This is a genomic window from Aestuariivita sp., from assembly GCF_021404545.1.
Taxonomy (GTDB): Bacteria; Pseudomonadota; Alphaproteobacteria; order Rhodobacterales; family Rhodobacteraceae; genus Aestuariivita.
This window is the reverse complement of record NZ_JAAWWD010000016.1, coordinates 24,879-36,993: the sequence shown is the minus strand read 5'-3', so window position 1 is coordinate 36,993 and position 12,115 is coordinate 24,879. Positions and strand designations below refer to the sequence as shown.

The 12,115-nt window shown below is 61.1% G+C and carries 11 protein-coding genes; 4 read left to right on the top strand and 7 right to left on the bottom strand.

What is annotated here, in order from left to right; genetic code table 11:
- Positions 1-445: 445 nt before the first annotated feature.
- The 7 genes from HEP69_RS07885 to HEP69_RS07855 all read right to left on the bottom strand — a co-directional run bounded on the left by HEP69_RS07885 (position 446) and on the right by HEP69_RS07855 (position 7,080).
- On the bottom strand, positions 446-2,023 hold the full coding sequence (locus HEP69_RS07885) for an ATP-binding cassette domain-containing protein (protein WP_290558012.1): 1,578 nt from the start codon (positions 2,021-2,023) through the stop codon (positions 446-448).
- Positions 2,024-2,177: 154 nt separating this feature from the next.
- Positions 2,178-3,176 (bottom strand): GlxA family transcriptional regulator, encoded by a 999-nt coding sequence (locus tag HEP69_RS07880; RefSeq protein WP_290558011.1) that lies wholly within the window; start codon positions 3,174-3,176, stop codon positions 2,178-2,180.
- Positions 3,177-3,183: 7 nt separating this feature from the next.
- Entirely contained in the window at positions 3,184-3,588 is a 405-nt protein-coding gene (locus tag HEP69_RS07875) for a thioredoxin family protein (protein ID WP_290558010.1), read from the bottom strand.
- Positions 3,589-3,658: 70 nt separating this feature from the next.
- Positions 3,659-4,534, bottom strand: a complete 876-nt coding sequence (locus tag HEP69_RS07870; RefSeq protein ID WP_290558009.1) for a DMT family transporter — start codon at positions 4,532-4,534, stop codon at positions 3,659-3,661.
- Between the two features lie 526 nt (positions 4,535-5,060).
- Complete coding sequence (locus HEP69_RS07865) at positions 5,061-6,080, bottom strand: hypothetical protein (protein WP_290558008.1); 1,020 nt, start codon at positions 6,078-6,080, stop codon at positions 5,061-5,063.
- Positions 6,081-6,116: 36 nt separating this feature from the next.
- Positions 6,117-6,587 carry a transcription elongation factor GreA gene (greA, locus tag HEP69_RS07860; protein ID WP_290558007.1) on the bottom strand — a complete coding sequence of 157 codons (471 nt, stop codon included), beginning with the start codon at positions 6,585-6,587 and terminating at the stop codon, positions 6,117-6,119.
- 112 nt (positions 6,588-6,699) lie between these two features.
- Positions 6,700-7,080 carry a VOC family protein gene (locus HEP69_RS07855; RefSeq protein WP_290558006.1) on the bottom strand — a complete coding sequence of 127 codons (381 nt, stop codon included), beginning with the start codon at positions 7,078-7,080 and terminating at the stop codon, positions 6,700-6,702.
- Between the two features lie 97 nt (positions 7,081-7,177).
- Here HEP69_RS07855 and soxR point away from each other — a divergent pair, with 97 nt between their 5' ends.
- The 4 genes from soxR to HEP69_RS07835 all read left to right on the top strand — a co-directional run bounded on the left by soxR (position 7,178) and on the right by HEP69_RS07835 (position 12,097).
- Positions 7,178-7,621, top strand: coding sequence for a redox-sensitive transcriptional activator SoxR (soxR, locus tag HEP69_RS07850; protein ID WP_290558005.1), 444 nt, complete (start codon positions 7,178-7,180; stop codon positions 7,619-7,621).
- A 183-nt stretch (positions 7,622-7,804) separates the two neighbouring features.
- Complete coding sequence (locus HEP69_RS07845; protein ID WP_290558004.1) at positions 7,805-9,454, top strand: electron transfer flavoprotein-ubiquinone oxidoreductase; 1,650 nt, start codon at positions 7,805-7,807, stop codon at positions 9,452-9,454.
- Positions 9,455-9,558: 104 nt separating this feature from the next.
- Entirely contained in the window at positions 9,559-11,277 is a 1,719-nt protein-coding gene (locus HEP69_RS07840) for a tetratricopeptide repeat protein (protein WP_290558003.1), read from the top strand.
- On the top strand, positions 11,264-12,097 hold the full coding sequence (locus tag HEP69_RS07835; RefSeq protein WP_290558002.1) for a 4-(cytidine 5'-diphospho)-2-C-methyl-D-erythritol kinase: 834 nt from the start codon (positions 11,264-11,266) through the stop codon (positions 12,095-12,097). The genes HEP69_RS07840 and HEP69_RS07835 overlap by 14 nt, the downstream gene beginning before the upstream one ends.
- Positions 12,098-12,115: the final 18 nt, after the last annotated feature.

Sequence of the window (12,115 nt, the reverse complement as noted above, 5' to 3'; positions counted from 1 at the left end):
CCTCGCCGAACGCCTTCGATGCTGACCTGCTCCCCGTGGAGTCCGCGTTTTTCAGGGATCACAGCAGTCCATCTCCTCCGCGCTCACAGATTCCTTTTTTCCGTTTGCGCGTCTGCCCGATTACAGGCCCTTCAGCGCATTCGGCCGGTATCGCTCACCCTTTGTCAACGACCCAGGCGACACGTGCCATCTTGTTGGCCATGGCGACCGCCGCCACGTTCACGTGCGCTTGCTCCCTCAGGCCGTCTCCACCTATCCCGGCAACGGTAGCAGCGGGTTGGTGGGAAGGCAGTGCATCCCATTAGGTTACTCCCCCCTCTCGCCGCCAATGTAATGGCCCAGTTCTAAAAGGGAGGGACAAGACTGCCGCACCCGTTTGATACTTGACAGTATTGTTGCAACCAGTTCGATCAGCGGTTGTTGAGTGCTGGGGTATGCCTAAGCGTTACCTGATTTCTATTACTCGCGCCGGTTTCAGATCCTTAGAAAAACTGGCGTCATGAGTTACGAAGAGAATGGCACCTGCGTAATCTCGCAAGGTCTGTTCAAGCAGTTCCGTGGTCTCGACATCCAGATGGTTCGTCGGCTCATCCAGCAACAAAAGCTCGGGCAGATCCCGACCGGATGCCGCAATACACAGCGACAGCCGCAGGCGCTCCCCCCCACTGAGGCCAGATACCGCGCGATCCGCTGTCACGTTGCGAAAGCCGAACTGCGCCAGCGCCGCGCGCGCCTGCTGGGCGGTCAGGCCGGGTTGCGCGTGCAGGATGTTGTCCAAAAGCGTGCCGCCGGGCACCGGCACGGTCAGATCCTGGTCGAGATAGGTGGCTCGACCCAATCGGCTGACCTGGCCGCTTGACACACTCAAAAGCCCCGCCGCCAGCTTCATCAGCGTGGATTTCCCGGCCCCGTTGGGCCCGGTCAGGCGCACCCGCTCTGGCCCACGGATCTCAAGATCCCAGGGGCCCAAGCTTAGTCCATGCGCAAAAGAGATTTCTGCTGCCGTCATTCGCAAGAGGACCCGCTGCATCGGCACAGAGCCCGTGGGCAGTGCGATCCGGATCGGTGCCAATACCTCCATTTGTGTTGCCGCAGCCTCGACCGCCTCCTTGGCCCGTCGCTCCAGATCATGGGCGAGATGGGCTTCGCGCCCACCGGTTTTCTCTGCCCGCGCCTTCTGCCTGTTCAAAACGATACGCGGCGCCCCGCCTTGGGCGCGTTTGTTACGGCCCGCCTTGTCGCGCCGTGCCTTTTTCTCGGTTTGGCGTTGGATGGCGGCCTTGGTTGCTTTGAGGCCCCGCGTCGTGGTGTCCAGCGCGGCTTGGGCGCGCGCGCCCTCTTCAGCCTTGGCCGCGCGATAGGTCGACCAGCCGCCGGGATAAACACGTGATCCGGTCTGGGACAGTTCCAGCATCCGGTCCATGCCTTCCAACAGTGCGCGATCGTGGCCCGCCACGACCACTCCGCCGCGCCACCCTTCGATCAGATCCCCGATCATGCGGCGCCCCGACGCATCCAGATTGTTGGTCGGCTCATCCAATAGCATTAGGTCCGGGCCTTCGAGTAGCAAGCGCGCGACAGATACGCGCATCCGTTGGCCGCCGCTGAGCCGCGATAGCGCGGTTGCGAGGTCCACCCCGGTCAGCCCGACCTGGGTCAGCGCGGTCTCGATCCGCGCCTCAAGCGTCCAATCCGCAATTGCCAGATCCGTTCCGCTGCCCTGGCCCGACAGAACCCTGTCGAGCGTATCAAGAGCGGCCCGCACCCCCAAAGCCTGAGCGACCGAGATAGAAAGATCATCGAACCCTTGGCGCAACAGGCCGATACTGCCATGGCGCGCTACGATACCGGCCGTCGGGGCTGCATCTCCCGCCATCACGGCCAAAAGCCTGGATTTCCCGCAGCCATTTCGGCCGACGAGCCCGGTCCGCTCTGCGCCAAAGCTGAGGCTCAGATCGCTGATAAGGGTCCGCGCGCGGTCAGGGGTTATGAGAGAAAGGGAGTCGAGTGTGAGAAAAGCCATTGGAAGTCACCAGCATATGTTGCGCAAATCGTGTGATCTGGAACAGGTGATCCAATGGTGCCTCCATGCTTGCTGTGATCGGAGAATAGGTATGTATGCCGGTCCGGGCAAGACCATTGAGCGGTGGGCTGTCCCCATTCCGCAGGGTCACCGTTCAGGCACGACCCGGAGCCTGCGTGACCGGCCAGGCAATGTGGCTCGTTTCCCCCTCGCGGCTGGGTGAGATGCCAAAAGCACTGCGATAGGATTTGGAGAAATGCGAACTGCTGCGAAAGCCGCACGCGATGCAGATCTCGGTAACCGGGAGGCTGGTCTGGCGCAACAGATCGCGCGCTTTGTCGAGCCTGAGCTGGAGATAGTACCGTTTGGGAGAGGTGGCCAGATGCCTGCTAAACAGCCGTTCGATCTGGCGGGAAGACAGGCCCACGACCGCCGAAATCTCATTGGGGGTCAGGGGGTCTTCGATGTTGTTTTCCATGATTTGCAGGATCAGGGCCAGTTTGCCGTGCCGCACTCCGCCCCCCGCAAGCGAGCGCCGCTGAGCGTGGCTTTCACCGCGCGGGTCGGTATAGACCATCTGATCGGCGACCCAATTGGCCAGCTCCGGTCCATATTCGGCGTGCACACGATAGAGCATCAGATCCATCGAAGCCGCGGAACCCGCACAGGTAAAGACCCGGCCATCGACCACATAGATACTGTCTTCGACGATCACATCGGGCAGCAACTCGGCCAGGGTATTGCGGTATTCCCAGTGGGTTGTAACCCGCTTTCCGCGCAAGAGCCCGGCCTTGGCCAGGGTATAGGTGCCGCTGGACAGGGCTCCGAAATCTCCGCCCTTCTTGGTCTCGCGCCGCAGCCAGTTCAGGACTTTGAGCGTGCTCGCGGCAACGGCGTTTTCCCCCGCACAGACGATCAGAGTTTCGTCCCGTCCCAAATCGGTGAGGCCGCTGTCGACCTGAACCGTGACCCCGTTATAGGCGGGCACCGGTGCCCCGTCTTCCGACAGGATCCGCCATGTGTACCAGATACGGCCCGAGATATGGCGGTTGGCCAGAGACAGCGCCTCTAGCGCCCAGGAAAACCCGATATGCGAAAACCCGGGCAGCAGCAGAAAGACATAGCGTTTCGGCGCAGGATCGCTCGCCGCCACGGATGCCTCAGACCGCCATCGCGGTGTCAAGAAGGTTGCGCAGCCTTTCCTTATACGGCTGGTTTTCAATCCGCGCGATCTCAGCCTCGCCCTTGATGACGACAAGAGTGGAGCGGCGCCGCACCTTGAGCCGTTCAACCCATTGCGAGGGTCCGTAGGTGTCGAAATCCACATCGACGAAAATCAGTGCGCGATAGTCCGGGTTTTCGTCCTTGAGCTCGGCCAGGATCTCTTCCTTGATCTGACAGGTCAGCGACCAACTGGAGCGGAAGTTATAGATCACCGTTTGTCCGGTGTCGCGCAGGGTGCTGCGCATGCCCCAGACATAAGGGGTTGCCTCATAGCTGGCGTGCGCCGAGCCGGGCAGGATGAGGGCCGCTGCGCCCAAGCACAGGAGCTGTCGTCTGTTCATCACAATTCTCTCCGTTCGCTGTGCGATTATATCGGGCGCCAAGCGGCATAGGTCCAGCGATTTTGCGGGTTCACGCGGGTTTGTTACTTTGGCGGGCCAATTGCACCGCGAGAATACCCAAAGTGATGATTGCCACGCCCAGGATATCGCGCGGACCCAGCGCCTCGCCCAGCAACACGGCCGCGATCGCCACGCCGAAGAACGGGTTGAGAAAATGAAAGGTGGCCGCACGGATGGCGCCGATGCGGTTGACCAGCAGGAACCACACAAGCGTTGCCGCAAGGCCAGGCACCAGCGTGGTATAGGCAAAGGCCAATGCCAGTGGCCAGGACGGATTGATAAACGGCGTCTCGAACAGCGCGGCCACAACGCCCAGAACCGCACTTCCCACCAGCATTTGCAGCCCCACGACCATCAGGAAATTGCCTCCCGATGTCGCCCCGCGCAGTGCCAGTGTGGCAAAGGTCAGCGCCAGAACGCCAATCCCGCAAAGCATCACCCCATATAGATCCACGCCAGCATTGATCCGCGCGCCCATGATCAGGGCAACACCTGCCAGGCCGGCAACCAGACCCGCGATGCCCAAAAGGCCCAAACGCTCCCGGAAGATAAGCCAGGTGGCGAGCGCCACGAGAAGCGGCATGGTCGAGGCGATGATCGCTGCAAGGCTGGCCTCGATTGTCTGCATCGCAACAAAGTTCAGACCGAGATACAGGGCGTTTTGGCAAACCCCGAAGAGGATCGTGGCGTACCATTGGCTGCGTGTCAGCCGCCAGGACTGGCCCATCGCGGCGGCGATCGCGACCCCGATCAGCCCTGACAGCAAGAAGCGCAGCGCCAATGAAAAGAGCGGGGAGGCATCGGCGACGATGATGCGCGCCGAGGTGAAGGCCGACGACCACATCAGGGCAAATGCCAACCCCATGGCGATGGCGCGAATGTCCATGATCCCCTCCCGGATGTGTGCGGCGACCCTTGAGGATTTTGTGAACAAGTTCAAGGCTCGGTGTGCAATACGGATCCGTCAGCGTGGCAGCATGTGGAGAGGTCGACTGGATCGTACTGATCACCGGCTTTCAGAGGCACATCCCTTCGGTGGGATCCTCACTAGGTCTGAAATCCTGGCCGATATCGGCAGCTTCCTCCAGGCCTCAACTGCGCAGGGCAATGCACCGCCAACAAAGAGATCGCAGATTTGATCCTGGGCTGGATATGAGTGCAAAGCAGATGTTCCATGGCTCGCATTCCACAGACACGTTCGAGTGAAGCTGTTGTTTGGGGACGACAGTGAACCACAGGCCGCCTGTGGATCATCAGCACCGGACCTTGTGGCCGGATACATGACCGCACCCATCACACATTAAGTCGTTCAAAAACCGCGCATTTTGGGGGACATCGACACATGACGCAGCGGCGATCCGCTGGATCAAGGATGGGTCCTTCACCGAGTTGGATCAGCAGACGCAGGTGGATTAGTCGAACGTGCCCGCAACGCGCCCCAAGAGCATAAAGGCCCGGGCGGTGCGGGTTTCGCTGAGTGCAGAGATATCCGCGTCGGACGCGGTGGGTTCGAACTCCACCAGTATCCGGTCGAACTTGCGCAGGAAATGGTGTGCGGCATCGCGAAAGATCGGGTCCTGTTTCATCCGACCCGCCGTAAGCGCCAGTGACGAGCGGTCACGCACGCCACCCAGGCCGGCGACCGCACGGCCCCGTGTGCCGCTGGCGAACTGGCGCCAGATTTCGGGACGCGCCATGTCGGGGCGCAGATCGTCCATATAGATACCGTCCTGGCTGAGCAGTGTCAGCACATCCTGGGCGGCCTGGATCATCTGGGCGGCGTTGCGATCCTTGAGTGCGCGCCGCAAGGCAGTGAACCCTTCCTCATCCTCGGCCGTTTCCGGGAAATTCAGGGCTCGGATGAAGTCGGCCGTGGCCAGCGGCGGCGAGAGGTCTTCGGCCGGGGTGCCCAGTTCCAGGCGGCCCTGATCCTCTGCCGTGGTCTGCGGTTCGGGTTGAGCGGGCGCGCTGCGCAGTTCCCGCCGAATGGTGGAAAACGTGGCAAGCGCCGTTTCGGTTTTTTTGGTGGTTTCGGCGATCTCCTCGAGCTTTTTGGCAACTGACGGTTCGGTGCTGACGGCGCCGCGTTGCTGTTGGGTGAGATAGGACTGCCGTATCGCGTCGATGGCCGATTGCAGGCGCAGGCTTTCCTCGCGCATGATGCGACTGGCTTTTGCTGCGGTGGCGGCGACCCAGATCATCGCAACGGGCATGAAGATCGCAAGCAGCGTCACCATGAACCCGGCACCGTCAAAGCCCGCATCCTCTCCTCCGGGCATCACCACAAAAAACATGACCGCCAACAGCACCCAGATCACGCTGAGACCGATGGCGATCACCTCGATATTTGTGACGGTTTGGCGGCGCGGACGCTCGTAGATCCCCACAGGCGTGGGTCTGGCGGTGCTATCGGTTTCGTTTGGCCCGGACATCCGTTGCCTCACTTCATCTTTTGGATCCCGGGTGCCTCAGGCATAGACGATCTTGAGGACTTCGTAGGATTTCTCGCCCCCCGGGGTACGGACTTCGACGCTGTCTCCTTCGTCCTTGCCGATCAGAGCGCGGGCGATGGGGGATTTGATGTTCAAAAGGCCTTTTTCGACATTGGCCTCATGCTCACCCACGATTTTCCAGGTCTTTTCCTGGTCGGTATCCTCATCGACCAGGGTCACGGTGGCTCCGAATTTGATGGTTCCGGACAGCTTGGCGGGATCAATCACTTCGGCCAGCCCCAAAACCCCTTCCAGTTCCTTGACGCGGCCTTCGATAAAGGACTGTTTTTCGCGCGCGGAATGGTACTCGGCGTTTTCGCTCAGATCGCCATGTTCGCGCGCCTCGGCAATCGCCTTGATGATTGCAGGACGTTCGACGGATTTCAGCGTCTTCAGTTCAGCTTCGAGCGCGGCATAGCCGCCGGGCGTCATCGGGATCTTTTCCATGGCACGAATCCACACGAGTTAAGCGGGCCGCCGCAAGGCTAATGGGGGCGACCCGCGCATTCAGACTGGATCGTACCTGACAGAATGCAGACAGAGAATGCAAGGGGGAAGCCTAGTCGTAGGCGACAACCTCATATTCGATGCCGTCTGTGTCGTGAAAATAGAACCGGTGGCCCGGCTCATAATCGGCATGGCTGTGCGGTGTGAAACCGGCCTGGCGCACCTTGTCTTCCAGATCCTTGATATCCTTGGTCACCACTGCGACATGGTTCAGCCCGCCTATGGTGGTGTAGTTATCCTCTGTCGCTTTTTTGGCCATGCCGGGCGTGTAGAGCGCCAGATAGAGGGTGTCGTTGCCGACATGTACGGTGCGCCCGCTGTTCAGCGCAGCGCCCGACCAGCGGATGTGCCAGCCAAAGACATCGCACATCCAGGCGGCCGTCGCGTCAGGGTCGGCCACCGTATAGTTTGTGTGTTCCAAGCTTGCAGTCATTGCGAAAGACCTTTCCTTCGGTGTTGTTTTATGGGCTACCGCTTACGTGTCTAATTCCTTAAGCTAACTTGAGGTCAAGATATTTTTTGGAGGGGATATGTCGGCGGGTTTATCGATTGGGTTCGTGGCCGAACGGACAGGTTTGGCCGTCTCGGCCATCCGGTATTACGAAGAGCAGGGCTTGGTCTTTCCCTGGCGCAACGCGGGCGGTCAGCGCAAGTTTCACCGCTCCGACATCCGGCGGCTGAGCTTTGTGATGATTGCCCAGCAGTTCGGGTTCACCCTGCCGCAGATCAAGGCGGAACTCGACCGGCTGCCCAAGGGGCGTGCGCCCACAAAAACTGATTGGGCCAGCATCAGCAGCGAGTTTCGCGACGTTCTGGATCGACGGATCGAGACGCTGACCAAAATGCGCGAGAGGCTCGACAGCTGTATCGGGTGCGGCTGTCTCAGCCTGGAGAGCTGCGCGCTCTATAACCCGCAAGACCGCGCGGCGGGCAAAGGGCAGGGGCCGCGCTATCTGATGGGCGATACGCCATAGGCAGGGCCAGGGCCGCGTTTCGGTGCGAAAATGCGCATATACGCGGCAAATCCGGGCAAGAAACTGCGTCGTAACGCCGTGTTGCGATTGACCTGGGTGGATCGCACCCGATATTCACCCGCGAAGGGAAAATCGCAGGGACACAGCGCCAGGCGAGCAGGGTACCAAGTCAGGGAGCGCCGCATGGCCGAGATTGAACGCGAAGCGATGGAATATGACGTAGTGATCGTCGGGGCTGGTCCTGCGGGTCTGAGCGCTGCGATCCGGCTGAAACAGCTTGACGCCGATCTCACTGTGGTGGTTTTGGAGAAAGGCTCGGAAGTGGGGGCGCATATCCTGTCTGGCGCGGTGCTGGATCCCAGCGGCCTGGATGCGCTGATGCCCGATTGGCGCGACCGCGGCGCGCCGATCACCGTGCCAGTGCGCGAGGACAACTTTTACATGCTGGGCGAGGCGGGCCAGATCCGTATCCCCAACTGGCCGATGCCGCCGCTGATGAACAATCACGGCAATTACATTGTGTCGATGGGCAATGTCTGTCGCTGGATGGCCGAACAGGCCGAAGCACTGGGTGTGGAGATTTTCCCGGGCATGTCCTGCTCGGAACTGGTTTACGGCGAGACTGGCCGGGTCAAAGGTGTTGTCGCGGGGGTATTCGGTCTGGAGCCCGACGGCAGCATCGGCCCCAATACAGAACCGGGGATGGAGCTGCACGGGAAATACGTGTTTCTTTCAGAAGGCGTGCGCGGGTCGCTGGCCAAGGAAGTGATGGCCAAATACGATCTGTCCAAAGGCAAAGAGCCGCAGAAATTCGGCCTCGGCATGAAAGAGATCTGGGAGATCGACCCGGACAAGCACAAAGAAGGCACCGTGACCCACACCATGGGCTGGCCGCTGGGCAAAGAGGCCGGGGGCGGATCGTTCATCTATCACCTGGATAACAATCAGGTCTATGTCGGGTTCGTGGTGCATCTGAACTACAAGAACCCGCATCTCTATCCTTACATGGAGTTTCAGCGGTTCAAGCATCACCCGATGGTGGCTGAGCTGCTCAAGGGGGGCAAACGCGTGGCCTATGGCGCGCGGGCGATCTCAGAGGGCGGTTATCAGTCGATGCCCAAGATGGTTGCGCCCGGCGTGGTTTTGCTGGGGTGTTCGGTGGGTATGGTCAACGTGCCGCGCATCAAGGGCAACCATAACGCGATGCTCTCGGGCAAAGCGGCGGCAGAGGCAGCACATGCCGCGATCGCGGGGGGGCGTGCGGGTGATGAGCTGGCCGCCTATGAGGCCGATGTGCGCGGGGGCGCGATTGGCCGGGATCTGAAAAAGGTCCGCAATGTCAAACCGCTCTGGTCAAGATACGGGCTGGTGGCCTCGCTTGTGGGCGGCGGTCTGGACATGTGGACCAATACGGTGGGTTTTTCGGTCTTTGGCACGCTGGGCCACGGCAAGACCGACGCAGACGCGACCGAAGAGGCCTCCAAGCACACCCCCATAGATTATCCCAAGCCCGACGGTACGCTCAGCTTTGATCGGCTGACCAACGTCTCGTTTGCGATGACAAATCACGAGGAAAGCCAACCCGCGCACCTGCATCTCAAGGATGCGAGCATCCCGGTCGCGGTGAACCTGCCCAAATTCGCGGGCCCCTCGGCACGCTATTGTCCGGCGGGTGTCTATGAGTTCGTCGAAGAAGAGGGCAAGGACACACGGTTTGTCATCAACTTCCAAAACTGCGTGCATTGCAAGACCTGTGACATCAAGGACCCCAGCCAGAACATCAACTGGACAGTCCCGCAGGGCGGAGATGGCCCAAACTATCCCAATATGTGATCAATTTTTGGTAAATTGGCGGCCCCTTTCCCTGGCCGCCATTGCGCCGCATGGCGCGACGGCCTAGCTTTGCTCTCAGGAAAATCTCTAGGGCAGGATTAGGTATGCGGGCATTTCGCAGGATTGTCGTCTCGGGTCTGGTGGCCAGTCTCGGTCTGGGCGCGCCCGCTGTGATCGCCGATACCGGATCCGGCGCCTATCTGGCCGGACGCCACGCGGTGCAAAGCAGCGATTTTGGCGCCGCCGCGCGGTTTTTCGCCCGTGTCCTGATCCTGGATCCCGGCAATCCGGATCTGATGGAAGATACGGTGCTGTCCTATCTCGCCACGGGCCAGCTTGATCGCGCGATGCCCATCGCCCTTACGATCGAGGATTTGGGACTGCGCAGTCAGGTCGCCCATATGGTGGTTCTGGCCGGGCTTGCCGATCAGGGCGCATTTGACGACCTGTTGGCGCGGGATCCCGAGCAGTTGGGCGTGGGCCCCTTGGTGGACGGCTTGATCACCGCCTGGGCCCATTTGGGTGCAGGCTCAGTTACCGACGCGCTTGCGGCGTTTGAGACGGTTGCGGCACAAAATGGGCTGCGCGGCTTCGCCCACTATCACAAGGCGATGGCTCTGGCGATGGTCGGCGATTTTGAAGGGGCCGAGGCGATTTTCGCCAATGATGGAGCTGGCGGCGTGATGCTGACCCGGCGCGGTGCGATGGCGCGCGCGGAGATCCTGTCGCAACTGGGCCGCAACGAAGAGGCACTGAGCCTTCTGGCGGACGCCTTTGGACAGGGTTTTGACCCCAGCCTCACCCGGCTTGCCGATCGGCTGGCCGCAGGAGACACAGTGCCATTTAGCCATGTCAACTCCGTCCGCGACGGCATGGCTGAGGTTTTCTTTTCCCTTGCCGCGGCCCTCAACAACGAGGCCAATGACGAATACACCTTGATCTATGGCCGGATGGCCGCCTTCCTGCGCCCCGACCATATTGATGCAATCTTGCTGATCGCGCAGCTCCTGGAGGATCTGGGTCAGTATCAACTGGCGATTGAGGCCTATAAACGCGTCCCCGCAACCTCTCCCGACTTTTTCGCCGCCGAACAGGGCCGCGCCGAAGCGCTCAGCCGCAGCGGCAAGCCCGACGCCGCCATCGAGGTGCTGGAACAGCTCTCGGTGGATTACCCCAACCTGCCGTCAGTTTATACCGCGCTGGGCGATCTTCAACGCCAGCAGGATAATTTCGTCGAGGCAATCGCTGCCTATGATCGCGCGCTGGAGTTGACCGATGAGGGGGCGCGATCCGAATGGTTCCTGCATTATGTGCGCGGGATCAGCCATGAGCGGACCGATAACTGGCCTTCGGCCGAAGCCGATTTTCGCGCCGCGCTGGCATTGCGACCCAATCAACCGCAGGTCCTGAACTATCTTGGCTATTCGATGGTCGAGAAAAAGATCAACCTCGATGAGGCTTTGGAGATGATTGAGCGCGCCGTTGCTGCGCGGCCCGACAGTGGCTATATCGTCGATAGCCTGGGCTGGGTTCTCTATCGTCTGGGCCGCTATGATGAGGCCGTGGGCCATATGGAACGCGCGGTCGAGCTGATGCCCGTCGATCCGGTGGTTAACGATCATCTGGGTGATGTCTATTGGGCTGTAGGCCGCTATCGCGAGGCCGAGTTCCAATGGAAGCGTGCGCTGTCGTTCATTGATCCCGAAGATACCCAAAACGAGGCCGATCCAGAGCGTATCCGACGCAAGCTGGACGTTGGCCTGGATGCCGTTCTGGTCGAGGAAGGCGCGCCCCCTCTCGAAGTTGCCAATGACGACAGCTGAGGGGTTTGCCCCGGCCAAGGTCAATCTCACCCTGCATGTGACAGGCCAGCGCGCTGATGGGTATCATCTGCTCGACAGTCTGGTGGTGTTTGCCGATCTCGGTGACCGGCTTTGGTATGAGCCTGGACCGCGCCTGTCTCTGGAGGTGACCGGCCCGTTTTCACAGGGGGTGCCTGCCGACGCGCGCAACCTGGTCTGGCGCGCAGCCGAGGCGGCACGGTGGACGGGCTGTATCCGGCTGGAAAAGAACTTGCCCCATGGCGCGGGCATCGGCGGCGGATCCTCGGACGCGGCGGCGGCCCTACGAGATCTTGGCGGCCCGACATCAGCGGCCCTGGCGCTTGGCGCGGATGTGCCGGTATGCCTTTCATCCGCGCCGCAACGGATGACAGGCATCGGAGAGGTCCTGACCCTGGTGCCCACTGTTCCGGCATTGAACATGGTGCTGGTCAATCCCGGCGGGGCGGTGCCGACGCCCGCCGTGTTTGCGGCTCTGGCAGAAAAGTCGCATCCTGCGATGGACGAGATCCCGGCGGTGGCGGAGCACGCAGAGTTCATTGATTGGCTGTCTTGTCAGCGCAACGATCTCGAGGCCCCCGCCAGGTCCTGTGCCCCCCAGATCGACGCGGCGCTGACATCGCTCAACCAAGCCGACCTGGTGCGCATGTCCGGTTCCGGCGCCACGTGTTTCGGGGTGTTTGCCGACCCTGGAACGGCGCGCGAGGCCGCTTTGCGTATTGGCAGTCTGCACCCGACTTGGTGGGTGCGCGCGTGTCGGACAATTGCAGGGTCGGCGGGACAAGTCCCGCCCTACGGGTAAGGATGTAGGGCGGGACTT

What these genes read in the sequence shown, in the direction of transcription:
- HEP69_RS07870 (WP_290558009.1), bottom strand. Translation starts at nt 4,534, where the DNA reads ATGGACATTCGCGCCATCGCCATGGGGTTGGCATTTGCCCTGATGTGG.
- HEP69_RS07885 (WP_290558012.1), bottom strand. Translation starts at nt 2,023, where the DNA reads ATGGCTTTTCTCACACTCGACTCCCTTTCTCTCATAACCCCTGACCGC.
- HEP69_RS07865 (WP_290558008.1), bottom strand. Translation starts at nt 6,080, where the DNA reads ATGTCCGGGCCAAACGAAACCGATAGCACCGCCAGACCCACGCCTGTG.
- greA (WP_290558007.1), bottom strand. Translation starts at nt 6,587, where the DNA reads ATGGAAAAGATCCCGATGACGCCCGGCGGCTATGCCGCGCTCGAAGCT.
- soxR (WP_290558005.1), top strand. Translation starts at nt 7,178, where the DNA reads ATGTCGGCGGGTTTATCGATTGGGTTCGTGGCCGAACGGACAGGTTTG.
- HEP69_RS07835 (WP_290558002.1), top strand. Translation starts at nt 11,264, where the DNA reads ATGACGACAGCTGAGGGGTTTGCCCCGGCCAAGGTCAATCTCACCCTG.
- HEP69_RS07875 (WP_290558010.1), bottom strand. Translation starts at nt 3,588, where the DNA reads ATGAACAGACGACAGCTCCTGTGCTTGGGCGCAGCGGCCCTCATCCTG.
- HEP69_RS07840 (WP_290558003.1), top strand. Translation starts at nt 9,559, where the DNA reads ATGCGGGCATTTCGCAGGATTGTCGTCTCGGGTCTGGTGGCCAGTCTC.
- HEP69_RS07855 (WP_290558006.1), bottom strand. Translation starts at nt 7,080, where the DNA reads ATGACTGCAAGCTTGGAACACACAAACTATACGGTGGCCGACCCTGAC.
- HEP69_RS07845 (WP_290558004.1), top strand. Translation starts at nt 7,805, where the DNA reads ATGGCCGAGATTGAACGCGAAGCGATGGAATATGACGTAGTGATCGTC.